This window comes from Cupriavidus pinatubonensis (assembly GCF_019602855.1).
In the GTDB taxonomy this organism is placed as follows: domain Bacteria; phylum Pseudomonadota; class Gammaproteobacteria; order Burkholderiales; family Burkholderiaceae; genus Cupriavidus; species Cupriavidus pinatubonensis.
The window spans coordinates 2053090-2077655 of the sequence record NZ_CP080766.1 but is presented as its reverse complement, the minus strand read 5'-3'; the positions used below and the strand labels follow the sequence as shown (position 1 = coordinate 2077655).

Below are 24566 nucleotides of genomic sequence, written 5' to 3'. Positions count from 1 at the left end.
AACGAAAGCGAAGGAGAACGTGATGAGCCATACCCACCATCCCGAAACCTGGACTGCGATCTGCACCTTGCGCGAGATCGTGCCCAATACTGGTGTCTGCGCGCTGGTCGACGACCAGCAGGTAGCCGTGTTCCGCATCGGCCGCGGCGAAGACGTGTACGCGATCGACAATTTCGATCCGAACTCGCAGGCAGCGGTGCTGTCGCGCGGCCTGGTGGGCAACATCGGCGAACGCCTGGTGGTGGCATCGCCTATCTACAAGCAGCACTTCGACCTGAGCACCGGCGAATGCCTGGAGGCACCGGAACACTCGGTCAACGCCTACCCGGCGCGCGTCTACGACGGCAAGGTATGGATCGCCGCCAATGTAACGCTGCGCGAAGCCGAAGAAGAACTCGCCGCCTGACACTGCAACCATGTTCCCGATGGAGACCGCGCGCATGACGCCATCCGCCCCCTCGCAGTCCCGCCCCCGGCTGGTCGTCGTCGGCAACGGCATGGCCGGCATGCGCACGGTCGAGGAACTGCTCAAGCTGGCCCCGGACCTGTACGACATCACCGTGTTCGGCGCGGAGCCGCACGGCAACTACAACCGCATCCTGCTGTCGCCGGTGCTGGCCGGCGAGAAGACCGTCGACGACATCATGCTCAATACGCGAGAGTGGTATGCGCAGAACGGCATCGAACTGCTGGCGGGCGACCCCGTGGTGGCGATCGATCGCCCGCGCCGCACGGTGCGTGCGCAGTCCGGGCGCGAGGTGCGCTATGACCGCCTGCTGCTCGCCACCGGCTCGAAGCCTTTCATCCTGCCGGTACCCGGCCACCAGCTCGACGGCGTGATCGCGTTTCGCGATATCCAGGACGTGGAAATCATGCTCGACGCCGCGCGTAACCACCGCCACGCGGTGGTGATCGGCGGCGGCCTGCTCGGGCTGGAGGCCGCCAACGGCCTGCTGCGCCAGGGCATGGATGTCACCGTCGTGCATCTGTGCGACAGCCTGATGGAACGCCAGCTCGACAAGCCCGCCGCCACGCTGCTCAAGGGCGCGCTCGAACGCAAGGGCCTGCGCTTCATGCTGGGCGCGCAGACCGCGGAGATTCTAGGCGATACGCGCGTGACCGGCGTGCGTTTCAAGGACGGCAACGAGATCCCGGCCGACCTGGTGGTGATGACCGCCGGCGTGCGCCCGAACATCGAGCTGGCGGCCGGTGCAGGCCTGCGCTGCGAACGCGCCATCGTGGTCGACGACACGCTGCAGACCTACGATCCGCGCATCTATGCCGTCGGTGAATGCGTTCAGCACCGCCAGGCCACGTTCGGACTGGTGGCGCCGATCTGGGACCAGGCGCGCGTGTGCGCCGCGCACCTGGCCGGTGCGGGCCATCGCCGCTATATCCAGCAGGCCACCGCCACGAAGCTCAAGGTCACCGGCGTGGATCTCTATTCCGCCGGCGATTTCATCGGCGGCGAAGGCAGCGAGGACCTCGTGCTGCGCGACGCACGGCGCGGCGTCTACAAGCGGCTGGTACTGCAGGACGGGCGCCTGATCGGTGCCGTGCTCTATGGCGACGTGCAGGACGGGCCGTGGTACTTCGACCTGATCCAGCAATGCGCACCGGTCGCGGCGCTGCGCCAGCGCCTGCTGTTCGGCAAGGCCCAATGCGAGGCGCTCGCTGCCTGAACGCCATCATCCGACGACAACGACATCGCCCCACGGAGAACGCGTGAATCTGTCCGACATCCCGGTGGTATCCGCCACCCCGACCACCACCACCGCCACCACCTGCCCGTACTGCGGCGTCGGCTGCGGCGTGCGCGCCACGGTGCGCGCCGACGGGCAGGTCGAGATTGCCGGCGACGCGGAGCATCCGTCCAATCACGGCCGCCTGTGCGTGAAAGGCTCGGCACTCGGCGAGACGGTGGACCTGCAAGGCCGCTTGCTGCATCCCAAGGTGCGCCACGAGGACGGCACGCTGGAACAGGTGTCGTGGGACCACGCGCTCGACACCGTGGCGCAGGGTTTCTCGCGCATCGTCCGTGAACACGGCCCCGATGCGGTCGCGCTGTATGTCTCCGGCCAGTTGCTGACCGAGGACTACTACGTCGCCAACAAGCTGATGAAGGGCTTCATCGGCACGGCCAATATCGACACCAACTCGCGCCTGTGCATGTCGTCGGCCGTGGCCGGGCACAAGCGCGCGTTCGGCGAAGACCTGGTGCCGGGCAACTACGAAGACCTGGAGCTGGCCGACCTTGTCGTACTGGTGGGCTCCAATACCGCGTGGTGCCATCCGATCCTCTTCCAGCGCCTGTCGAAGGCCAAGGAAGCGCGGCCGGAGATGAAGATCGTCGCCATCGACCCGCGCCGCACCGCCACATGCGAGCTGGCCGACCTGCACCTGCCCGTGCGTGCGGGCACCGATGTCTGGCTGTTCAACGGACTGCTCAGCTATCTGGCGCGTGAAGGCAAGGCCGACACGGCGTTCGTGGCGGCCAGCACGGCGGGGCTCGACGATGCGCTGCAAGCGACCGTGGACTGCAGCGACCCGAAGGCCGTGGCGCGCGCATGCAAGCTCGATGTCGAGGACGTGCTGGCTTTCTATCGCCTGTTCGCCGATACGGAAAAGGTCGTGACCGCCTTCTCGCAGGGCGTCAATCAGTCATCGGCCGGCACCGACAAGGTCAACAGCATCATCAACTGCCACCTGCTGACCGGCCGGATCGGCCGCGCGGGCATGGGCCCGTTCTCGCTGACGGGGCAACCGAATGCCATGGGCGGCCGCGAAGTCGGCGGCCTGGCGAATATGCTGGCCGCGCATATGGAACTGGCCAATCCGCTGCATCGCGAGATCGTGCAGGACCTGTGGCAATCGCCAGTCATGGCGGATCAAGCGGGCCTCAAGGCGGTGGACCTGTTCAACGCGATCGAGCAAGGGCGGGTCAAGGCGGTATGGGTGATCGCTACCAACCCTGTGGTCAGCCTGCCCGATGCCGACCAGGTGCGCCGCGCGCTCGCGAAGTGCGAACTGGTGGTCAGTTCCGACATCATTGAACGCACCGACACCAATGACGCCGCCCACGTGCTGCTTCCCGCGCTGGGCTGGGGCGAGAAGGACGGCACGGTCACCAACTCGGAGCGTCGTATCTCGCGCCAGCGCGCTTTCCTGCCGGCGCCGGGCGAGGCGCGCGCCGACTGGCGGGTCCTGTGCGACGTGGCCCAGCGCATGGGCTTTGCCGGCTTCGACTACGCCGGCCCGCACGAGATCTTCGACGAACATGCACGGCTGAGCGCGTGGCGCAATGACGAGGCACCGCGCGCATTCGACATCGGCGGCATGGCCGGCATGGACAAGGACAGCTATGACACCTTCGAACCCTTGCAATGGCCCGTGGTGGCCGGTTCGGCGGCCGGAACGCGACGGCTGTTCGAAAACGGCCGCTACGCCCATCCTGATGGACTCGCGCGCTTTGTCGCGACGCGGACGCGCGCGCCGGCACATGCGCCGGATGACGACTACCCGCTGATCCTCAACACTGGCCGCGTGCGCGACCAGTGGCACACCATGACGCGCACCGGCAAGTCGGCCAAGCTCGCCGACCACCTGCCCGAGCCGTTTGTCGACATGCATCCACAAGATGCGCTCTTGTGCGGCGTGGGCGAAGGCAAGCTCGCGCGCGTGGCCACGCGCTGGGGCGCCATGGTGGCCCGCGTGCGGCACGGCGGCGGCATTCCGCGCGGCAGCGTGTTCGTGCCGATCCACTGGAATGGGCAGTTCAGCTCCGACGCGCGCGTCGGCGCGCTCGTCAACCCGGTGGTCGACCCTGTGTCGGGCGAGCCGGAATTCAAGCACACGCCGGTCAGTGTCGAACCGTTCGGCGTCAACTGGCACGGCTTCGTGCTGAGCCGCCGGGAACTACCGGCCGACACGCTCACCTACTGGACGCGCGTGCAGGGCAAGCGCTTCCAGCGCTATGAATTTGCGGGACGTGAAGCCATTGTCGACCGTGCCGCCTGGGCCCGCAGCCTGCTCGGCGTGACCGATCCGGAGGCAGACTGGCTCGAGTATGAGGATCGCAGCGCCGGCACCTATCATGCGGGCTATGTCGTCAACGACAGGCTGGATGCGTGTGTGTACGTGGCCACCCGTCCCGAACTGCCGTCCCGGTCCTGGCTGGCCGAGCTGTTCGGGCGCGATCGACTGGAAGACGCTGACCGCATCGGCCTGCTCATGGGCCAGCCCATCGAGAAAGGCGCCGACGCCGGGCCAACGGTTTGCTCGTGCTTCGGCGTAGGCCGCAACACCATCTGCGATGCCGTGCGCAAGCATGGCCTGACGACGCCGGCCGAGATCACCGCCTGCGTAAAGGCAGGTGGCAATTGCGGATCCTGCGTGCCGGAACTGAAGAAGCTGCTGGTGGAGGTTCGGGTCGCGGAAGTGGCTTAGCGCAGCTCTGCTCAGTCTTGGCCATGCCAGGCATCCGCGTGTGCCTGCCCGTCGAACACAAAGCGGTTCCGCCCTGCCCGCTTGGCCTGGTACATCGCGCTGTCGGCCCGGTGCAGGAGCGGCTCCAGCCGCGGCGCATCGGGCGCCGCGCAAACCGCGCCGACGCTGATCGTCACGATCGGCTGCACCGGCGTTCCATGGTGCGGGATGCCGAGTTCGCGCACTGCCTCGACCATAGCCCGCGCCACGGTGCGAGTCTCTTCCTGTGTGGAAGCGGGCAGCACGACTGCAAATTCCTCCCCTCCCAGGCGCGCGCAGAACTGCGTGCCTGCCAGCATCCGCGTCAGCGCGGCAGCGACCTGGCGCAGGCATTCGTCGCCGCGCGGGTGGCCATACAGATCGTTGTACTGCTTGAACAGATCCACATCGAGGATCAGCAGTCCCATCTCTTCACGCCGCTCGAACGCCCGGCTCACCGCGAGCATTGCCTCGCGCTGGAAGTAGCGGCGGTTCGGGATACCGGTCAGCGCGTCGATGTCGAGATCCGCCTGCACGCGCGACAACTGCTCTTCGGTCTGCCCGAGCCGGGCCGTCAGCGCCAGTTCGCGCGACTGGTAGCGGCTGATGTCGAGCAGGAACACCAGCGTGCCGATGCGCTTGCCATCCATGCGCGTTACGGCTTCTGCTGTCAGTTCGAAGTGCGCGCCCGGTGGAATGAACGGGCGTACGGTCTGACTGTCGGCGCTCTGCGGGCGCAGGAACACCTCCTCCCAGCCGGCCGGCACCGGCTGCCCACGGCGCAACGCTGGCACCAGCCTCGCCGCCGCGGGGTTGTATTCGACGATCTTGTCGTCAGCACCGAGGACCACGCATCCCTCCCTCAGCGCATCGAATACGCGCAGTCGCGCGTAGTGGCCAATGTCGTCGAGATGCGTGCGCAATCCGCAGAACCAGACCAGCACCGCCATCAGCGAGAACGTGGCCGGCGTCAGGTCGCCGCCCAGCGGCCCGGTCCAGCGCAGCAGATAGGCGATATGCGTGAGCAGCGGAAAGGCCACGCTGCCCGCCAGCACCGCCCGCCCGCGCCGCGACAAGGCGTCGTTGGGCACCTCCGCCGTGACGAGGAAGTAGAAGCCCAGCGCGAGCAGCAGATAGGTCCAGGCCGCCATGACGCCATAGCCGGGGCCATGCTCGAAAACGGCACCAGGCGCCACACCCGGCGGCATCAGCGTAATCCGCGTCCATACCAGGTGATGGTGGGTATTGGTCAGCACCAGCACCACGGTCAGCACGGCCATCAGGATCGGGATCGACAACAACGACCATGGCACCACGTAACGCGGCCGGCTCAGGTGGATCATCGCCACCAGCCAGCCGATCGGCACGGCCACGATCCCGAAATACTGGATCTTGGCCCACAGTATCCGCCCGGGCAGGTCGGCGGAACTGATCTCGAGCAGCCGCCCGCCGCTCCAGATCACCACGCCGCCGGCCAGCACCAGGAACGCCTGGATGGTCGGGTCATCGCGCCGCGGCCAGGCCATGACGGCCATGCCGATACTGCATACGACGGCGATGGTCAGGCAGAGGACCAGGGGATACGATGGCATCAGGGCCGGATTCTATTTCGCGAACACGATGTGCATCGTGGTATGGATATCGGAGGCGATCCGGGTTCACCGGGAAAGGCGTATTCGGACATAGCTTACCCTTCCGCCCTCTCGGTCCGATGCACCACCGCCCGCGACTCCTGCGGCGAGAGTTGCATGAAGATCCAGGCCGAAGCACATGTGATCAGCCCCATGCAGATGAATGTCGCGTGAAACGCCGGCAGCACCCCCGATGGCCCGTTGCCGAAGCCATGCTCGAAGGTGGTCAGCAGCGCGCCCGCCGACGTCACCGCGAGACTCATCGACAGCATCTGCACCATCGAAAGCATGCTGTTGCCGCTGCTGGCGCCGGTGCCGCTCAGGTCCTTGAGCGTGACGGTGTTCATCGCCGTGAACTGGATGGAGTTGACCATGCCGAACAGCGCGAGCAGCGGAATCACCGTCCACAGTGGCCGCTGCGGCGTGATCAGCGCGAACGCCGCCATCACGACGCCTACGGCGAACGTGTTGGTGACCAGCACGCGGCGGTAGCCGTGCTGCTCGATCAGGCGCGTGGCGAGGCGCTTGGACGCCATGCCGGCAGCGGTGACGGGCAGCATCATCAGGCCTGCATCGAACGGCGAATAACCAAGGCTCACCTGCAGCGTGAGTGGAATCAGGAACGGCATGGAGCCATTGCCGATCCGCGCGAACAGGTTGCCGAGCAAGCCCACGCTGAAGCTGTGGATGCGAAAGAGCCGCAGCGGAAACAGCGGCTGGCGCCGCTTGCCCGCGTGCAGCACGTAGGCGGTCAGCGCGGCCATGCTGGCGATCAGCAGCATCAGCACGGTGGCGTGCTGGAAGCCCATTTCGGCGAGCCCGTCAAGCGAGAACGACAGCGCCAGCATGGCGACAGCGAGCAGCACATAGCCGGCCACGTCGAAGTGGCCGATGCCGGACTGGCGCGCGTTCGGCATGTACCGCACCGTCGCGAGCGCGCCGAGGATACCGACGGGCACGTTGATCAGGAAGATCCAGTGCCACGACAGCGCCTGCGTGAGCCAGCCGCCCAGCGTCGGGCCGATCAGCGGACCGATCATGCCCGGGATGGCGACGAAACTGAGCGCCTGCAGGTATTGGTCGCGCGGGAACGTGCGCAGCACGGACAACCGGCCCACCGGCAGCAGCATGGCGCCGCCCACGCCCTGCACCACGCGCGCGGCGACCAGGAACGGCAGCGTGCCCGCGTACGCACACAGCAACGAGCCGAGCACGAAGAGCGCGATGGCGGTCTGGAAGATGGTGCGCGTGCCAAAGCGGTCTGCCAGCCAGCCGGAGGCCGGGATGATCACGGCCATGGTCAGCGAGTAGGCGATCACGACCGACTGCATGCGCAGCGGGCTTTCGCCAAGGCTGCGCGCCATGGACGGCAGCGCAGTGTTGACGATGGTGGAATCCAGCGTCTGCATGAAGAAGCCGACCGCCACCACCCACAGCATGATGCGGCGGGTGCGGTCGTCAGGCATGGGCGTGGTCATGGCTGCGTACTCCGAGGTGTTCCGAGGCTGGCCGGACTACCGGCCAAAGCCGCAACCTTAGTTCGGCGGAGGGTGGCGTGGCAAGTCCGCGTGTGTCTTACATCGCGGCGCGCAAGCCAACGAAGAAGCGGCGGCCGGGCGCGGGCTCGAAATACCGGCCGTTGGCCTCGTTGACGATGACCGAGCCGATGTACTTGCGGTCCGTTATGTTGTCGATGCGGCCGAACGCGAACAGGCGCGTCTTGCCGAGGCGGAATTCGTAGCCGGCGCGCAGATTGAACGTGGCATAGCCTGGCGCGGCCTGCGTGTTGAGGTCGTCGGCATAGATGCGGCTGTCTACATGCATCTCGGCGCCAAGCACGAGCGGCGGCAGCGGCCGCCACGCGATGTCGAAGTTCAGGCTGTGGCGTGCCGTGCCGGGCAACCGGTTCCCGGCATTTACGGTCTGGCCCTGCGCGTTGAGGAACGACTCACCGAAATAGGCGGACAGGTAGGTATAGGCCAGCCCGGCCTCGTACCGGCTACCGGCTACGCCATTCGCCGCTGCGCCGACCTGCTCGCCGAAGCCGCCGCGCCAGGCCAGTTCCATGCCGCGCCGGCGCACCCCATCGACGTTCTGGTAGACCGTGCGGCCGGCATTGTTCGACAGGGGCACGATTTCGTCATGGCTGTCGGCGTCGAACAGCGCCGCCTCCAGCCGCTGGCGCTGCTGCTGCCACTTGACGCCGATTTCGCCTTGGCGGCTGGTGGAAGCCTGCAGCCCGAGGTTGCTGCCAACGCCGCCCGGTCCGTAGGCCACTTCGGTCAGCGTGGGCGATTCAAAGCCTCGGCCGAGGTTGGCGTAGACGTTCAACGTATCCAGTGCATGCCAGACCAGCCCCAGCACCGGGCTGACATTGTTGTACGTGGTGGACCCGCTGTCGTCCGGGCTGGCGGCGGTGACGAAATGGTCGTCGATGCTGAGTTTCACGCGGCTGGCCCGCACGCCGCCCACGAGTTCCCAGGACGGATGGAGGGTCCAGTCGAACTGCGCAAACGCGCCGTAGTCGCTGGCCTTGTCGGTTTCGTCGCGGCGCAGCGCGCCCTGGGTGCCGTTGTTGTTGACGAACCCCGTGCGGCCGTCGCGCATGCCATTGGCCTCCACGCCGGCGGTCCATTGCAGCGGCAGGCCACCGGCGGTGGTTCGCCGCGTCCACGACAGCGCGGCGCCGCCGTAGCTTCGGTCCAGATCGACAATACCGCCGGAAGACGTCGCGGCGATGCCGCTCATGCCGAGCCGCTGGTAAAGCTGGCGCGTGCCCACATAGAGCCGTCCCTGCAGGCTGTCGGCCTGGCTCAGCTTGTGGTCCACCACCACGCCGGCCTGGGTCTGTTCGACGGTCTTGCCAGTATCAAACTGGGTTGCGGCGGGCACGGCCTGGCGCGGGTTGGCATCAGCCTGCGCGCGCGTGAGCCCCAGCGGGTCCTGCGCGAGCGGCTGGTTGAAGTAATTGAACTGGCCCGTCACGCGCGTGGCATCGGTGGGCTGGGCCACGACCTTGGCATTGAGCTGGTAGCGGCGCGCGGCGCTGTGATCGCGGTAGCCGTCGGTCTGGTACGTCCACGCATCCAGCGTGCCGCCGAGCTTGTCGTTGCCGCCGCCGAGCGACACGCCCGCCTGCCACTGGCCATCGGAACCAACCCCGGTCGAGGCACGGCCGGTGAAGCCATCCTTGGGCGGGTCCGGCGTGAACACCTGAACTACGCCGCCCGACGCATTGCCGTACATCTGCGCGAATGGGCCACGCAGGACCTCTACGCGGCTCGCATTGGCCAGATCGGCGGTCGAGGTCTGTCCCTGCCCGTCAGGCATGGTGGCGGGAATTCCATCCACATACAGGCGCACGCCGCGCACGCCGAACGTCGAGCGCGTGCCGAAGCCGCGCACGGAAAGCTGCAGGTCTTGCGAATAGTTCTGACGGTCGCGCACGGCCACACCGGGCACACCGGTCAGCACCTCGGAAAGGTTCACGAGCGGCGATGTGGCGCGCAGCGCATCGACAGGAACACTGTCCACGGCTGCAGGAGCATCGAAACGCCGTTGTTCGCTGCGCGACGCGCTGACGACGACATCGGGCAGCGCCACATCCGGCTCGGCGGCCGCTGACTGGCCCGCTGCGGCCAGGCTGGCCAGCAGGCTGAACACTGATGCCGCCGAATGGCGGGTAACGATACGCCGGATTGCCAGTACCTGCCTGCCGCCTGTCGTCATCGGTGTGGAGCGGTTGGAAGCTGGCGCGGTCGTGGAATCCATCCGGCGCCGGGTTGGGTGGATGCGGGATAACTTTATATGGTCTGCGCGGGATTTGCCATGCGACGGGTTGCGGGAAAACCCCTTTTCGCGGCGGCAGCGATATATCAAAAAATTTCAATGACTCATTTCGAGACAAGCCACCGCCGCCCTTCCGCATCCGCCTAGACTTCTTTCAACGGCAGCAACTGCAACGCATAGCCGGCAAAAACCAAGATTCAACTGTTTTGTTTATCGAGTGAGGCAACACACCATGAACACCCACCAAACCCGCGTCGCCATCGTTTATCACAGCGGCTACGGCCACACCGCGAAGCAGGCGCAGGCCGTTGCACGTGGCGCCGGCAGCGTCGAAGGCGTGGAAAGCCTGCTGATCAGCGTCGACGATATCGACCAACACTGGGACACGCTCGAAGAGGTCGACGGCATCATCTTCGGATCGCCGACCTACATGGGCAGTGCCTCGGCACAGTTCAAGGGGTTCATGGATGCGACCTCGCGCAATGTCTTCGCCAAGGGTGGCAAGTGGGCGAACAAGGTGGCAGCGGGCTTTACCAATTCGGCCTCGCGTTCGGGCGACAAGCTAGCCACGCTGCAGCAGATCTCCATCTTTGCGGCCCAGCATGGCATGCACTGGGTGAACCTTGGCCTCCCTCCGGGCCACAACAATTCAAAGTCGACCGAGGATTCGCTGAACCGCCACGGCTTCTTCCTGGGCGCCGCCGCGCAGTCCAATGCCGATGAAAGCGCCGATGTGGTGCCGCCGCTGGCTGACCTGCGCACCGCCGAGCATCTGGGCGCACGCGTCGCCGAAGTGGCGCAACAACTCGCCGCGGGCCGCCGGGCGCTTGCCACGCTCAAGCAGGCGGCCTGACGCGAGCAGCGCTGCCTGCCGAAAGGCAGGTGGAAATACTGGATCGGGCTGACCTTCCGCAATGAGGGCCGCGGCAGCCGCGGCTTCTGTTCGCAAAGCCCCAGAGTTGCTACGCCTCGCGGCGGGCTTCGCCGCACGCGACGGCAACCCGGCTAGGGCCGGATGACGCCGGCGGGCGCTTCGCGCTGGTACAGGGCCTCGACGAGCGCTTCCCGGTTGGAAAGCACGGCCCGCTGGTTCAGCGTGCCCTTGTCGGTGATCTCGCCACGATCGATCGAGGGCGGCTCGTCCACGGGCAACAGGCCTGCCACCCGGGTCGCGCTGCCCGTGGCCGACTGGTTCAGCGTGTGCAGAAGCGCCGCAAATGCGGCACGCACTGGCGGCGAGCCCAGGACCTCGTGTGGCGTCGCACCCGTTGGCAAGCCTGCCAGCCTACGGCAGTCCTCCATGCGCGGAAAAACCAGCAGGCCAATGGCGTCGCGATTCGATCCGGCCACCACCACGTCCTGCACGTACGGCGCCCCAGCAGCGATCACTCGCGCCCGCAATGGCCCGACACTGACGAAGGTGCCCGAGCTGAGTTTGAAGTCCTCCGCGATCCGCCCGTCAAACATAAGCCCGAGTTCCGGCCGCTCGGCATCGTAGAAACGCAGCGCGTCGCCGCTGCAGTAGTAGCCTTCCTCGTCGAACGCGGCCTGCACGCCGGCGTCCCGACGACGCCAGTAGCCCGCCATGACGTGCGGCCCGCGAAAGCGCGCCTCCAGCTTGCCGTCGACGGGCACCAGCTTGAGTTCGCAGCCTGGCGCCGGCGTGCCCACGTAGCCGGCCCGCGTGATGGGTGCCGTGGTGAACAGGCAGCATGGCGATGTTTCGGTCATGCCCAATCCGGCCATGATGCGGATGCGCTCGCCGCAATGTGTTTCGGTGACGCGCTCGAGCCGGTCCCAGGCCTCCTGCGACAAGCCTGCGCCGCCGAAGAAGTAGATATTGACGCGCGAAAAAAACTTATCGCGCAAGGCCGCATCGCGCTCCAGCGCGAGACCCAGTTCCTCCCAGCCCTTGGGCACGGTCAGGTAAGCGGTCGGCGCGATCTCCCTCAGGTTGCGCAGCGTTTCCTCGAACCGCCCGGCGACGGGCTTGCCGTGGTCGATGTACATCGTGCCGCCGTTGTACAGCACGATGCCGAAATTGTGGCTGCTGCCGAACGTATGGTTCCAGGGCAGCCAATCAACCAATACCGGCGGGGTGCTGGCGAATTCCGGAATGGTCTGGCGCAGCATCTGCTGGTTGCTGCACAGCATTCGCTGCGTCGTCGGCACCGCCTTCGGCTGGCGGGTGGAACCGGACGTGAACATGAATTTCGCGATCGTGTCCGGCCCTGTCGCGGCGTGGGCGACATCAACGCTGACCGGCGTCGTCCGCAACAATGCATCGAACGCGGTGGCCGAGCGACCCGGAAGCCGGCCATCGCGGGTGACGACCTCGACATCTGCCGGCACAACCGCCGCAATGGCGCGCGCAAATGCGTTCCCGTCCGCGGCATAGACGAGCCCAGGCGTCAGCACCGAAAACACATGGCGCAGCTTGCCGAAATCCGTTGAAACCAGCGAGTAAGGCGCGGACACCGACGAAAAGGGAACGCCCGCCCACATGGCGCCGAGCGAGAGCTGCAGATGCTCGAGGTCATTGTCCGAAAGAATGGCCAATGGCCGCTCAGCGGAAAGCCCGCGGTCCAGCAGCGCCTGCCCAATCGCGCGTGCGCGCTCAAGCATCTGCGCATAGGTGATCGTCATCCAGCCACCGTCCGCCCCCCGCTCGGCCACCAGTACGCGGTCGGGGTGATGCTCCGCGCCACGCACGAGACAATCCGTCATGCGCTGCGGATATGGCTGCAGTGCCTCGCTGGACCGGATGTGCCAGATATCGCCATCCCGGCTGACCAGCGCAGCGGAGTCGGCCACATGGACCGCCCGATATCGCGGAACGGGCGAGGCGCCAGCATCGATCGGGATGCCGGGGGAAGGGGCTGCTTTTGTCTCGACGTCGCTCACGTCCTGTCTCCTGCCTGCTTGTGCTCCCGGCCGTGCGCGGCCGGGTGTAACCGCCGGTCGCGCTGCCGGCTATTCAGATCGGATAATGCCGCGGCCCACTTTGGATCGTAATCCATCGCAACTCCGTGAAGGCATCGACCGACGCCTTGCTGCCGAAGCGGCCATAGCCGCTGCCTTTCACCCCGCCGAAAGGCATCTGCGCTTCGTCGTGAACCGTTGGCCCATTGATGTGGCAGATGCCGGATTCGATCCGCTTTGCCACGGCCAGGGCGCGCGGCACATCGCGGCTGAATACGGCGGCCGACAAGCCGAACTCACTGTCGTTGGCCATCTGGATCGCCGCCTCATCGCTGTCGACGCGCGCCACGGTCACGACCGGCCCGAACGACTCCTCGCGGTAGAGCGCCATCTCCGGCGTGACGCCGTCGACAATCGCCGGCTGCAGGATGGCGCCGTCGCCATGCAGGCCCACCGGCAGCCGGGCGCCCTTTGATCGCGCATCTTCCACGAGCGCGCGGATGCGCTGCGCGGCTTGCGTGCTGACCAGTGCGCCCAGCACCGAAGACGGATCGGACGGATCGCCGGCCCGGAGAGTGCGCGCCTTGGCCGCGAGTTTCTCGACAAAGAGGTCGGCTACGGCGCGCTGGGCGATCACGCGCTCGGTGGACATGCAGATCTGCCCCTGGTTGAAGAACGCACCGAATGCCACGGCCTCGACCGCGGCGTCGAGGTCGGCATCGTCCAGCACGATAACGGGTGCCTTGCCGCCGAGTTCCAGCAATGCCGGCTTGAGGTGCTTTGCCGCATGCTGCGCGATGATGCGTCCGACATGGGTTGAGCCGGTGAAATTCACCCGCCGTACGGCCGGGTGTGCAATCAGCGTCTCGACAATGGTGGCCGCGTCCTCCGGCGCATGGGTCACCACGTTCACCACGCCGCTGCCGAGCCCGGCTTCCTCCAGCACGGTACCGATCATCCGGTGCAGGGCCGGGCAGGCCTCCGATGCCTTGAGCACGACCGTATTGCCGCAGGCTAGCGGCATGGCAAGGGCACGTGTGGCGAGAATCACCGGCGCGTTCCACGGGGCGATGCCGAGCACCACGCCGCACGGCTGGCGCACCGCGAGCGCCAGGCTGCCCGGTACGTCCGACGGAATGACACTGCCGTCGATCTGCGTGGTCATGGCGGCGGCCTCGCGCAGCATATTGGCCGCCAGCATCACGTTGAAGCCAATCCAGTTGGGCATCGCACCGGTTTCCGCTGCTCCGGCGGCAATGAATTCGTCGGTGCGACTGTCCATCATGTCGGCCGCCCTGAGCAGGCGCTTGCGGCGCTCACCCGGTCCGAGCGCCGCCCATGCGGGAAAGGCGGCTGCCGCCGCTTCGACCGCGGCGATGGCGTCCTCCGGTGTCGCGGCGGGCGCGCGGGACGCCACCACGTCAGTGACGGGGTTGCGGCGTTCGAAAGTAGCACCATTGGCGGCGGGCCGGTCCTGGCCGCCGATCAGCATGGTCAACGCGTTCATGAAGTCATGTCTCCAGGCGGGCCCCGCACGCTGCGAAGCCCGCTTCCTGTCGGGGGGGCTTGTCAAGGGGCGCTCTACGGCGCCCCGCGGCCTCAGGCGCGCTTGTAGGCTTGCAGGCCCGGCTTGATCGACTTGTCGTCGAGGAACTGCTTGAGGCCCTGTTCGCGTCCGTGCTCGGGGTCGCGCAGTTGCGCCTGGTCGAGCTTGGCGTACAGGTAGTCCTCGTTCTGCTCCCAGGTCAGTTCGCGGCTGCGCTTGAAGCCGTGCTTGGCGGCGCGCAGCACGACGGGGTTCTTCTCCAGCAGCTTGCCGGCCAGTTCCAGCACGTGCTCACGCAATTGCGAGCGCGGCACGCTCTTGTTGACCAGGCCCATCGCGGCCGCCTGCTGGCCCGTGAAGGTGTCGCCGGTCATGATGTAGTGCAGCGCCTGGCGATGTCCGACCGTATCGGCCATCGCCTTGCTGACCAGGTTGCCCGGCGGGATGCCCCAGTTGATTTCCGACAGGCCGAACACGGCCTCATCGGCGGCAATCGCGAGGTCGCATGCGACCAGAGGCGAAAAGCCGCCGCCGAAGCACCAACCGTTGACCATCGCGATGGTCGGCTTCGCATACATGCGCAACAGCTTCCATTGCCACTGGCAGGCGTCGCGGCGGATCTTCTCCTGCAGGATCTCGGGGCCGGCGTCGACTTCGCGGAAATACTCCTTGAGATCCATGCCGGCGGTCCATGCGTCGCCGGCGCCCGTCAGCACCACCACCCTGGCATCGGCGTCGAGTTCGAGCGCTTCGAGTACCTGGATCATCTCGCTGTTCAGGGTCGGGCTCATCGCGTTGCGCTTTTCGGGGCGGTTAAACATTACCCATGCAATGCCCTCTTCCACGCTGACCTTTACGGTCTTCCAGCGTCCTTCGTAATTGGCCATGTTCGTCTCCTTGATGACGGGTCGGCGGTTCGTCGTGGAATCAATTTAATATCAGGTTACCTGATATTGCAAGCGAAATCCGACCGACCTCGTGAAAACCCTTACCTGGGATATGCCATGACGTGACGGCGCGTCTAGAAGACGTGCTTCACACCCGCCATGAAGCCGAATTGGGAGCCGCCCGGCGTGGGATTGCCGCCCGCGGCACCGCTGCTCACGGACAGCGCGAGCTGACCGTCGTTGTTGATGTAGCCGGCCGTGCCGTAGACCGACGTCCGTTTCGACAGCGCGTACGTCCCGCGCAGCGCGTAGAGCAGCGCCTTGTTGTCGCTGTGGCGATACCTCAGGTAGTTGACCTGGCCCGCGATCGTGAAGGCAGGCGTCACGTCATACGCTGCGCCGGCGTAATACAGTTCGCTGCGCGCGGTCGGACTTCCTTCATTGTTGCGACTGAGCACCCCGACACCGATCTTCGTGCGATCAAACAAGGCGTAGCCGCTGACGGAGAGCCGGTCATCCTTCAGTCCGCTGCTGGTCAGGCCGGCAAACGCGCCCGGCCCGCCGCGCAACGAGTCGTATGCCGCCGACACGCCCCAGTTTGCGGTCGCATACTGGATCAGCGCGGACCATTCGCGGCAAGCGGACTTGTCAGCCGGATTCTCGCCCGCGCAGTTCGTACCGACCGGGCTGGGGCCCGCGTTGACGGTGTCGCGTCCGAAGCTGTAGGTCGCGCCCAGAGTCAGGCCGCCGAAGGTGCCCTTGTACGAAACTGCGTTGTCGGCCCGCGCGTTGGGAATGTAGCTGTCCAGCGAACCGGTGCCGTAGACCTGCGGCCCGAGGATATCCGCGTCCAGCATCGCCCAGAACAGCATCGTGTACTGGCGTCCCAGCGCGACCTGTCCCCAGTTGCCGGACAAGCCAACGAGTGCCTGGCGGCCGAACAGCCGGCCACCCTGGCCCGACGTGCCGGAGTCCGGAGCAAACCCCGATTCCAGCACGAACACGCTCTTCAGGCCGCCACCGAGGTCCTCCGTGCCACGCAGGCCCCAGCGCGACGGCACGGTACCCGTGACGTTCGGTACGCGTACCACGCTGTCCTTCTTGGCGCCGATCGAACCCACGTACTCGACGCCGGTGTCCACGACGCCATAAAGCGTCACGGATTGCGCGGTGGCGACCGCAGGCAACGCCGCCAGCGCCAGGAACCCCTGGCCGGCACGGTGAATGCTCTTGCGTTTCATTGTCTCGCTTTCTCCTTCCTTCTCTTGTGATCTCTTGTTGCCCTGGTCAGTCTTTAGCCGCGGGCCGCTGCAACAGCAGCAATGCGGCAACGGCCGAGATGATGGTGATCGGAATACTTGCGCCGATGATCGTGCTCGCGTTCTTGCCCATGGCCAGCAGTTGCCCCGCCAGCATGGGTCCCGCGATGGACCCGAGCCGCCCCACCGCGACTGCGGTGCCCACGCCGGTGCCGCGCACCGCCATCGGGTAATACGCGGCTGCCAGCGCATAGAGCACCGACTGCGCACCAATGACGAACAGGCCTGCCAGGAAGGCGCCGAGTGCCATCCAGGTCATGCCCGAAGCGGCCGCCAGCGTGGCGAGCGCGACGATAATCCCCGCATACATGCCCGACACCACCGCACGCGGGCGACCCTTATCCATCAGCATCCCGATGCCTAGCGCACCGACGCCACCGCCGATGTTGAACACGATCTGCACTACACCCGCCTGTGGCCGGCTCAGGCCGTTCGCCACCATCAGCGACGGCAGCCAGTTCAGCAGGAAATACAGCACGATCAGGGTGAAGAAGTAGCTGATCCAGATGCATGCGGTGGCCATCGCGCGGCGCTCCCCGAAGAGCGCCCACGCCACCGGCGGCGGCTTCACCGACTCACCGTGCGACGGATCGAAACGACGCGAGTCCTGCAGCATCAGCAGCAGCGGCACGACGAGCAGCGGCCCAAAGCCGCCGACATAGAAAATGTGGCGCCATCCGGTGTCTCCGGCAGAGAGAATGCCAATCACCGCCGCCACGGCGCCGCCGAACGGGATGCCGCAGTACATGATGCTGACGGCGGTATTGCGCAGCCTGGCCGGCACCGATTCCGAGCAGATCGCAATCAGGTTCGGCATGGCGCCGCCCAGACCCATGCCGGTGGCGACACGGATGGCCAGCAGGCTCCAGAAGTCGACGGTGTGCGCCGTCGCGATGGAAAAGATGCCGAACAGCGCGGTGGCTACGATCAGCACACGCTTGCGTCCGATGCGGTCGGCCAGCCGTCCGCCCAGCATGGCGCCGGGCAGCAGGCCGAACGTCCCGGCGCTGAACGCCAGTCCCATCTCGCTGACCGACAGGCCGAACTCCCGCGCCATGCGGGGCGCGGCGACACCGATCGACTGCAAATCGAGCCCTTCCAGCAGCGCGACGACAAAGCAGAGACCGAGCGTCAGCGCCGCGCCCGAGGTTGCCTCGGCGCGTACTACGGTTGAAGTTTGCATGGTGGTTCCTTGCTTGGTGCGGAAGTCAGAGGCAGCGGAAGTTGGCCGCATCGTTGATGTCGCCGGAGCCGGCGTAGCGCGCCGTCTTCGGATACGCGCACAGCGGCCGCGTACGGTCAGCGCTTCCAGTGTTCCAGGCGGCCGGTACTTCGGCATTCGGCACCGCGTTGACCGCGCCGCGCGCCGTGGCCACGACACTGTCGGGCGCCTTGCCCTGCTCAACCCATGCCACGAGCGGGGTGATCATGTCGAACTGGTCCGCGGTCGGGCCGCCCGAGCAGTGGTTCATTCCCGCGACCGGGAAGAACCGCGCGAAGTTGCTGGCATCGCCTCCGTTCGCTGCCGCGAGGCGCTCGTACCAGTCAGTGGTGTCGTTGGAGGAGAACACCGGATCGCTGGTGCCGTGATACACAATCAGCTTGGCGCCACGGTTCTTCAGCACCGACAAATTGGTCTCGTCGGGTGGCGTCATGAACGACCAGGGCGATTCCGCATAGACGCCGTTGGTCGCAAAGATCTTCGGCGCATCGACGTCCATGCTGAAGTTGAACGCATAGGCCTTCAAGGCACTATTGGTGGATGCCGGTGCGGGGGGCACCGTGAAGACGAAGGCCAGCGCCCCCGGATCGCGCGTGACCGACATCGTCTGCTTCCATTGCGCCCAGTTGGTCCCGCTGATTCCCGCGTCGAACGGGAAGCTGGCATAGAGCGATTGCCCGGCACCGTTGCGTGCCCCCGCGAAAATATTGCCAAGGGCTGTCTTCTGCGCGTCCGTGAGGCAAGTGCCATCGCGCGCGCCGGAGCAGCTGCGCACATCGTTGGCGAGGCTGAACTGCGCCTGGCACGCCTTCAGGTCGTGGACCATGCCATCCGTGGCGCCATCCAGCGCGTCGCACTTTGCGAGCACGCGAGTTGCGATCAACGATGCCTCCGCCAGCGTCAGCGCCGTCGAAATATCCGGCAGGCCATCGGTGCCCAGGCTGGAAACCGTGGCGAGCTGCTGCGCGCCATACACTTGTGCCACGGCCGCCTTTGGCAAGTGGAAACCGGGGTCGCCAGCGAGGATGCCGTCGTACTGGGCCGCCAGCCGCGCAGCCGCCACCATCGCGTGGCGTCCGCCGTTGGAGCAGCCGCCGAAGTAGCTGCGATCGGGACCCTTGCCGTAGGCCTGCCCGATCAGCGCCTTGGCCATCGGCGTCAGCGTCGCCGCCGCGTTGTAGCCATAGTCGATGCGCGCCTGCGGATCCAGGCCGAACAGCGGATTCTGGCTGCCGCTGTGACCGGCGTCCGAGCTGATGACAGCAAAGCCCATGGCAAGCGCCCCGGTCACCGGGCCGCCACCGAAAGTGCCGAGCGCAGTGGCAACGCTTCCGTCCAGTCCGCCGTTGGCCTGGTAGAACAGCCGGCCGTTCCAGGATTTCGGGATGCGCATCTCGAAGCCGATGGCATAGGTGTTGCCGTCCACCGGACTCACGCGCGAATTCATTTTGCCTGTGATCAGGCAATGCTCGGCGACGTCCCTGCCGCCGATCTTGACCGCGCCGGCCGCTACCGTACTGACCGCCGTCACCGATGTGTTCTGAAACGCCAGGCGGCCTGCAAGGCTTTCGCACGCGGCGCTCATCGTAGTGCCGGTCGCTGGCGAGAGTGAAGGCAACCCGGTGGAGGAAGCCGGTGAGGACGCCCGGGCTGTGGTGTCGCCGGATTCGTCCCCACTACCGCATCCCGTCAACGAGACGAGCGCCATCGCGGCGGCCGCCAAGGCGCCGCCGGCAAGGATTTGCTGCATGGATGTCTCCCTTATTGTCAGATCGTGGCCGGTGTGGCGGCAGGAATCACTGCCGCCCCCGGCTGCTGCGGAGGTCAAGTGCCGCTTCGCGTGGTTGCGCAGGCGCTTCGTCGGCATGCCAACGCGGTATCAATATAGTATCAGGCTTCCTGACATATCAAGTAGATTATCATCGTTGCGAGTAAACCCCTAACGACTCTCAAGACGCGACACAGGAAGCACCGCATACCACCATGGCAACGTCAGGAACGAAAAGGGCAACGAAGGACGTCGATCAAGCCGCCGGGCATGAAGCGGCGAATCCCATGCCGATCCGCATCCCCTATCTCATTGGCCGCACCGATCGCATCGTCAAGCGGCGGCTGACCGAGGCGCTCGCGCCGCATGGCATTACGCTGCCATTCTTCACGGCCATGTCCGTTTTGCAGGCGAGAGGTAGCCTGTCCAATGCGCAACTGGCCGAACGATCGTTCATGTCACCGCAATCGGCCAACGAGATTGTGAAGATGATGGAAACCAAGGGCTGGATCGTGCGTGAGGCAGATCCGACGCACGGACGCGTCGTCAAACTGAGCCTGACGGAGAATGCACGGGCGCTGCTGGCGCGTTGCGACGAGACCGTGAAGAAGCTGGAAGCGGAAATGCTGGAGGGCATCGATCCGCAGCACGTGGATTTGCTTCGTCAATGGCTGACGCAATGTGCGCGCAATCTGCGCTGAGGATCACGAGATGTTGTTGCCGTGTCATCGGTCGGGACCGGGCCTTGTGCGAGACACGCTCATTGCGATCACATTCGGAACTCAAAGTGAATGATTAGGCACCAAGGCAGCAGTCTTCTCGATGCGAACGGGTTCATTTTGGTAGGATTCAGTCTTTTCGAAGACCGGTATTCCCAGTGCCCCGCGCAGTCCTTTGCCCCCGCCTTGTGATGATCGTGGTTGCGTCATGAGGCTGGACAAGATCAAGTCCCTGCTCGTCCCTCCGCTTGCCCGGGCCTGGGGACATCTGCAACCGGTGCAGCGCCTCACGTCCCTCCGGTCCCAGGCATCGCTCCAGTCGCTGTCGTCCCTGCGGCGCCCGACGCGCCGGCAGGTCTGGCTGGCCGTGGCTGCCGTTCCCGCCGCATTCCTGCTCTATGTGCTGGTGCTGATCCCGTTCACGCCCGGCATCAGCGATATCCGCAAGGCCCGGTTCGAACGCCCCGCGCAGGTGCTGTCGTCCGACGGGAAGGAACTGGCGGTCTTCAAGTGGGCCAACCGCGATTGGGTCAAGCTGTCGGAGATCTCGCCCAGTGTGGTCGATGCGCTGATCGCTACCGAAGACCACCGCTTCTACCAGCACCATGGGCTGGACTGGCGGCGCACCGCCTCGGCGGCGCTGCACACGTTCTCCGGCGACCGCCAGGGCGGCTCGACCATCACGCAGCAGCTTGCGCGCAATCTGTATCCCGATGAGATCGGCCGCGCGCCGACCATGACGCGCAAGCTCAAGGAAGCGATCACCGCGTTCAAGATCGAGGCGCTCTACACCAAGGAGCAGATCCTCGAGACCTACTTGAACACGGTGCCATTCCTGTACAACGCCTACGGCATCGAGATGGCCGCGCGTACGTACTTCGACAAGTCGGCCCGCTCGCTCGACGTACTGCAGAGCGCCACGCTGATCGGCATGCTCAAGGGCAACAGCTACTACAACCCGGTGCTGAACCCCGAGCGCGCGCTGGACCGCCGCAATACCGTGCTGGCGCAGATGGTCAAGCGCGGCAAGCTCGACGCGGGCCGCCTCGACCAGCTCAGCAAGCGGCCGCTGCGCATCGATTTCGAACGCCAGACCGAGCCGCCCGGCCCGGCGCCGCACTTTGCCCAGCAACTGCGCAAGTGGCTGATCGGCTGGGCCGACCGCAACGGCTATGACATCTACGCCGATGGGCTGGTCGTGCACACCACCATCGATTCGCGCCTGCAGGCGTTCGCCACCCAGGCCGTCACGGCGCAGGGCAACCGGTTGCAGTCAATCGCCAATGCCGCATGGGCGCCGCGCGCGGGCTGGGCCGCGAGCAAGGACCTGGTCCAGGCCTTCGTGCGCGAAACGCCCGAGTACCGCAACGCCGTGGCCGCCGGCACGCCGGCCGAGGAGGCCCTTAAGCACCTGCTGGCCGATACGGCGTTCATGCAGGCGCTGCGCCAGCAGAAGACGCGCATCCAGGCCGGCTTTATCGCCATCGATCCGCGCACGGGCCAGATCCGCGCGTGGGTCGGCAGCCGCGACTACACCCAGGACGCCTTCGACCACGTGCAGAGCGCGCGCCGCCAGCCGGGCTCCACGTTCAAGCCCTTTGTCTACGGCGCCGCATTTGAGCAAGGCAAGACGCCTGACGATACGCTGGTGGACCAGCCCGTCGAGATCCAGCTCGCCGGCGGTGAAGTGTGGCGACCGACCGACGAAGGCCGCCCGAGCGGCCGCGCCATGTCGCTGCGCGACGGCCTGGTTTATTCGCGCAACACCATCACTGCGCAGTTGATGCAGGAAGTCGGTCCCGCGCGCGTGGCCAAGCTCGCGCGCGCCATGGGCGTGCGCGACAGCAAGCTGGACACGGTCCCTTCGCTGGCACTGGGCACAAGCCCGGTGACGCTCAAGGAAATGGTGGCGTCCTATGCCACCATCGCCAACGCTGGCGAATACATCGCGCCGACCATGGTGACGCGCATCGAAGACCGCGACGGCAAGGTCTTGCAGGAATTCCAGCCGGCGCGCGCCGAGCGCGCCCTGCCCGCCGCCACCACGCAGACGCTGCTCGACGTGATGCGCGACGTGATCGACCGCGGCACCGGCGCGGCCATCCGCTCGCGCTTCGGCATCCGCGCCGATGTGGCAGGCAAGACCGGCACCACGCAGGACAATGCCGATGGCTGGTTCATCCTGATGCAACCCGAGCTGGTGGCCGGCGCATGGGTCGGCTTCAACGACAGCCGGGTCACGCTGCGCAGCGACTACTGGGGGCAAGGCGCCCACAGCGCGCTGCCGGTCGTCGGCGATTTCTACCAGCGTTCGTTGCGCGGCCGCATCATCGATGGCCGGGCGCGCTTTGCCGAGCAAGAGGAATCGGGCGTCTTCAGCGCGCTGGCCACCCAGGTGCGCGGGTGGTTCAAGCGCCTCTTCGGCGGGACGGCCACGCCAGACGCGCCGGCCACGCGACCCGCGCCGCGCCGCCCGGCATTGCCGTCCCCGGAAGCCGACGTCACGCCGCAACCACCGGCACCGTTGGCCAATGCCGCGGAAGCGTCCGACGCTTCGGGCATGGCGCTCGATCGCGGCGAAGTCGTGGTCGCGGGGCCGGAACCGGCGCCCACTCCCGTTCCAACTCCTGCGCCATCGTCACCAGCGTCGTCATCGTCAGACACGGCCGCCACCACGGGTCCGGTATCGCCGGCCGCCTTGCCGGCTCAGCCCTCCTCCGCCCCGGCGACAGTGCCGGCCACTTCCGGCACGCCGGGCTGACCGCCCCCCCCGCGCTTCCAGTGTGACGCAGAGGCGGCTCCGCACACTGCCGCGCGTCACAAAGGCCGGAAACTACTCCTGGCAAGAGCGTCGATCCCTGCCTACATTGATTCCATCGATGTTCGCGGGAGGGCACGGCCATGGTCAGACAACTCGCCGTGATGACGTTGCTGCTGGCCGGCAGCGGCCTGGCGCAGGCAGTCACCAAGTGCCAGGGCGTCAACGAAACGCTCTACACATCGGCCTCGTGCCCCGCGGGCTACCGCAACGTCACGAGCACGATGCGCTCGCATGTACAGACGGTTCCGGGACTCGCAAAGAACCAGAAATCCGCCCGGGCCACGACGCCTCTTGGCTTGCAGCCGGCAGCACTGCGCGATGCCGACTACGAAGCCGACATGCGCCGGCAGAACGCATTCTGGAACCAGTGCCTGATCATCGACTACCGGATACGCGCGACGGAGCGCGCGATGCAAACCACCGAGTACTGGAGCCGTGCCGACCGCTATCGCGAACACGCCGACGAGTTGCGTGTGCTGCAGTACGGCATGGGTTGCCTGGGCTGAAGCGTACGCACCGCGCCCTCGTGAATGCGCGCGGCCGATTGATGCGACATACCTGCTTCAACAGTGAAATCCCGCCCGGGGCCTGACCGGGCGGGCGCCTGCTGCACCGCATTGCCTGACACATGGACTGGCCCGACATGCCGCATCCGGCATGCGCGTGCCGATGTGCGATCTCCATGTGCGAAAACAGACGGTCAGCGCAGACGATCTTCTGCGTCATAGCAGCATTGACCGGTTTGCTGTCCCACATGACGAGGGCCCGAACATGAAGATCCGTCTAGCCTGCCTGGCCGCACTGTCGATGCTGGCCGTCGCCGCCCATGCGCAAACCAGTGTCGTGCGCTACGGCATTGCCGATGCCGGGGTCGAATACACCGCCGGCGCGGCCGCCACCGGAACCGGCAGCCGCTATGTCATGCGCGAATACGCCGCGGCATTGTCGGATTCTCCCTGGGGGCTGCACCATGGCAGTGAACCGGGCATCGGCCTGAAGGCATTCATGGCGGTCGAAAACGGCAGCTACCCGGATGTCGGCAGCACTAACCTGGCTAACCGGGCGAGCATCGGCGCCGCGTACTCGCTCGGACCGGCAAGGGCGATCGCCGGGTACCGCTGGTCCTACGACAGCTTCAACACCGTGGGGCTGCGCACCAACCTGTACTGGCTTGGCGTGCAGTACCAGGTCACGTCCGCCATCCAGGTCGGGGGGGCGGCGTACTACAACGATGCCCAGAGCGGTGCCGGCGATCCGTACAGCTTCATGCTGACGGGGTCCTATGCGTACTCGAAACGCACCGACGTCTTTACCACGCTCGGATTTGCCCGCAGCCGCAACAGCCCCGCCATGGGCCTGACGGGCTTCGGCCCGTCACTGAATCCGTATGCGACGGCGCTGTCGGGTCCGACCGAGCAGATCGGGGCCCGCGACAACCAGTTCGGCGCGGTAATCGGGCTGCGGCACCGCTTCTGATG

General features: G+C 66.3%; 17 protein-coding genes. 8 read left to right on the top strand and 9 right to left on the bottom strand.

Annotated features, from left to right (window positions below; translation table 11 throughout):
* Positions 1 to 22 precede the first annotated feature (22 nt).
* From nirD to K2O51_RS09415, 3 genes are read left to right on the top strand one after another with little or no spacing between them, the layout of a single operon-like run.
* Positions 23 to 406 (top strand): nitrite reductase small subunit NirD, encoded by a 384-nt coding sequence (gene nirD, locus K2O51_RS09425; protein WP_011300975.1) that lies wholly within the window; start codon positions 23 to 25, stop codon positions 404 to 406.
* 34 nt (positions 407 to 440) lie between these two features.
* Complete coding sequence (locus K2O51_RS09420; RefSeq protein ID WP_220630121.1) at positions 441 to 1682, top strand: NAD(P)/FAD-dependent oxidoreductase; 1242 nt, start codon at positions 441 to 443, stop codon at positions 1680 to 1682.
* A 43-nt stretch (positions 1683 to 1725) separates the two neighbouring features.
* Positions 1726 to 4446 carry a nitrate reductase gene (locus K2O51_RS09415; protein ID WP_140950836.1) on the top strand — a complete coding sequence of 907 codons (2721 nt, stop codon included), beginning with the start codon at positions 1726 to 1728 and terminating at the stop codon, positions 4444 to 4446.
* Between the two features lie 11 nt (positions 4447 to 4457).
* Here the strand turns inward: K2O51_RS09415 and K2O51_RS09410 are convergent, their stop codons facing one another.
* The 3 genes from K2O51_RS09410 to K2O51_RS09400 all read right to left on the bottom strand — a co-directional run bounded on the left by K2O51_RS09410 (position 4458) and on the right by K2O51_RS09400 (position 9824).
* Positions 4458 to 6056: a histidine kinase N-terminal 7TM domain-containing protein gene (locus K2O51_RS09410; protein WP_220630120.1), complete on the bottom strand. Its 1599-nt coding sequence runs from the start codon at positions 6054 to 6056 to the stop codon at positions 4458 to 4460.
* A 95-nt stretch (positions 6057 to 6151) separates the two neighbouring features.
* Positions 6152 to 7573 carry a multidrug transporter subunit MdtD gene (mdtD, locus tag K2O51_RS09405; protein WP_011300979.1) on the bottom strand — a complete coding sequence of 474 codons (1422 nt, stop codon included), beginning with the start codon at positions 7571 to 7573 and terminating at the stop codon, positions 6152 to 6154.
* Between the two features lie 97 nt (positions 7574 to 7670).
* A complete protein-coding gene (locus K2O51_RS09400; RefSeq protein ID WP_220630684.1) occupies positions 7671 to 9824 on the bottom strand; it encodes a TonB-dependent receptor family protein in 2154 nt (717 codons plus the stop codon).
* Positions 9825 to 10116: 292 nt separating this feature from the next.
* Here K2O51_RS09400 and K2O51_RS09395 point away from each other — a divergent pair, with 292 nt between their 5' ends.
* On the top strand, positions 10117 to 10737 hold the full coding sequence (locus K2O51_RS09395) for a flavodoxin family protein (protein WP_011300981.1): 621 nt from the start codon (positions 10117 to 10119) through the stop codon (positions 10735 to 10737).
* Between the two features lie 152 nt (positions 10738 to 10889).
* Here the strand turns inward: K2O51_RS09395 and K2O51_RS09390 are convergent, their stop codons facing one another.
* The 6 genes from K2O51_RS09390 to K2O51_RS09365 all read right to left on the bottom strand — a co-directional run bounded on the left by K2O51_RS09390 (position 10890) and on the right by K2O51_RS09365 (position 19530).
* Complete coding sequence (locus K2O51_RS09390; protein WP_425332966.1) at positions 10890 to 12788, bottom strand: feruloyl-CoA synthase; 1899 nt, start codon at positions 12786 to 12788, stop codon at positions 10890 to 10892.
* A gap of 73 nt (positions 12789 to 12861) precedes the next feature.
* On the bottom strand, positions 12862 to 14313 hold the full coding sequence (locus K2O51_RS09385) for an aldehyde dehydrogenase (RefSeq protein ID WP_011300983.1): 1452 nt from the start codon (positions 14311 to 14313) through the stop codon (positions 12862 to 12864).
* A gap of 92 nt (positions 14314 to 14405) precedes the next feature.
* Positions 14406 to 15239, bottom strand: a complete 834-nt coding sequence (locus K2O51_RS09380; RefSeq protein WP_011300984.1) for a p-hydroxycinnamoyl CoA hydratase/lyase — start codon at positions 15237 to 15239, stop codon at positions 14406 to 14408.
* A gap of 134 nt (positions 15240 to 15373) precedes the next feature.
* The gene (locus K2O51_RS09375) at positions 15374 to 16480 is read right to left on the bottom strand and encodes a porin (protein ID WP_220630119.1); all 1107 of its coding nucleotides are present in this window, start codon (positions 16478 to 16480) and stop codon (positions 15374 to 15376) included.
* 46 nt (positions 16481 to 16526) lie between these two features.
* Positions 16527 to 17741, bottom strand: coding sequence for a 3-(3-hydroxy-phenyl)propionate transporter MhpT (mhpT, locus tag K2O51_RS09370; protein WP_220630118.1), 1215 nt, complete (start codon positions 17739 to 17741; stop codon positions 16527 to 16529).
* Between the two features lie 25 nt (positions 17742 to 17766).
* On the bottom strand, positions 17767 to 19530 hold the full coding sequence (locus K2O51_RS09365) for a tannase/feruloyl esterase family alpha/beta hydrolase (protein WP_140951791.1): 1764 nt from the start codon (positions 19528 to 19530) through the stop codon (positions 17767 to 17769).
* A gap of 305 nt (positions 19531 to 19835) precedes the next feature.
* On the opposite strand from K2O51_RS09365, the gene K2O51_RS09360 reads away from it, so the two are divergent.
* The 4 genes from K2O51_RS09360 (at position 19836) to K2O51_RS09345 (ending at position 24564) form a co-directional block, all read left to right on the top strand.
* Positions 19836 to 20249, top strand: a complete 414-nt coding sequence (locus tag K2O51_RS09360) for a MarR family winged helix-turn-helix transcriptional regulator (RefSeq protein ID WP_140951789.1) — start codon at positions 19836 to 19838, stop codon at positions 20247 to 20249.
* 226 nt (positions 20250 to 20475) lie between these two features.
* Positions 20476 to 23028 carry a penicillin-binding protein 1A gene (locus K2O51_RS09355; protein ID WP_220630117.1) on the top strand — a complete coding sequence of 851 codons (2553 nt, stop codon included), beginning with the start codon at positions 20476 to 20478 and terminating at the stop codon, positions 23026 to 23028.
* A gap of 140 nt (positions 23029 to 23168) precedes the next feature.
* The gene (locus K2O51_RS09350; RefSeq protein ID WP_140951784.1) at positions 23169 to 23594 is read left to right on the top strand and encodes a hypothetical protein; all 426 of its coding nucleotides are present in this window, start codon (positions 23169 to 23171) and stop codon (positions 23592 to 23594) included.
* A gap of 265 nt (positions 23595 to 23859) precedes the next feature.
* The gene (locus tag K2O51_RS09345) at positions 23860 to 24564 is read left to right on the top strand and encodes a porin (protein WP_220630116.1); all 705 of its coding nucleotides are present in this window, start codon (positions 23860 to 23862) and stop codon (positions 24562 to 24564) included.
* Positions 24565 to 24566 lie beyond the last annotated feature (2 nt).

Bases quoted from the DNA above. Each gene is read 5' to 3' on its own strand.
- K2O51_RS09365 (WP_140951791.1), bottom strand. From the start codon at position 19,530: ATGCAGCAAATCCTTGCCGGCGGCGCCTTGGCGGCCGCCGCGATGGCG.
- K2O51_RS09345 (WP_220630116.1), top strand. From the start codon at position 23,860: ATGAAGATCCGTCTAGCCTGCCTGGCCGCACTGTCGATGCTGGCCGTC.
- mdtD (WP_011300979.1), bottom strand. From the start codon at position 7,573: ATGACCACGCCCATGCCTGACGACCGCACCCGCCGCATCATGCTGTGG.
- K2O51_RS09375 (WP_220630119.1), bottom strand. From the start codon at position 16,480: ATGAAACGCAAGAGCATTCACCGTGCCGGCCAGGGGTTCCTGGCGCTG.
- K2O51_RS09420 (WP_220630121.1), top strand. From the start codon at position 441: ATGACGCCATCCGCCCCCTCGCAGTCCCGCCCCCGGCTGGTCGTCGTC.
- nirD (WP_011300975.1), top strand. From the start codon at position 23: ATGAGCCATACCCACCATCCCGAAACCTGGACTGCGATCTGCACCTTG.
- mhpT (WP_220630118.1), bottom strand. From the start codon at position 17,741: ATGCAAACTTCAACCGTAGTACGCGCCGAGGCAACCTCGGGCGCGGCG.
- K2O51_RS09350 (WP_140951784.1), top strand. From the start codon at position 23,169: ATGGTCAGACAACTCGCCGTGATGACGTTGCTGCTGGCCGGCAGCGGC.
- K2O51_RS09360 (WP_140951789.1), top strand. From the start codon at position 19,836: ATGCCGATCCGCATCCCCTATCTCATTGGCCGCACCGATCGCATCGTC.
- K2O51_RS09400 (WP_220630684.1), bottom strand. From the start codon at position 9,824: ATGACGACAGGCGGCAGGCAGGTACTGGCAATCCGGCGTATCGTTACC.
- K2O51_RS09395 (WP_011300981.1), top strand. From the start codon at position 10,117: ATGAACACCCACCAAACCCGCGTCGCCATCGTTTATCACAGCGGCTAC.
- K2O51_RS09355 (WP_220630117.1), top strand. From the start codon at position 20,476: ATGAGGCTGGACAAGATCAAGTCCCTGCTCGTCCCTCCGCTTGCCCGG.
- K2O51_RS09380 (WP_011300984.1), bottom strand. From the start codon at position 15,239: ATGGCCAATTACGAAGGACGCTGGAAGACCGTAAAGGTCAGCGTGGAA.
- K2O51_RS09410 (WP_220630120.1), bottom strand. From the start codon at position 6,056: ATGCCATCGTATCCCCTGGTCCTCTGCCTGACCATCGCCGTCGTATGC.
- K2O51_RS09385 (WP_011300983.1), bottom strand. From the start codon at position 14,313: ATGAACGCGTTGACCATGCTGATCGGCGGCCAGGACCGGCCCGCCGCC.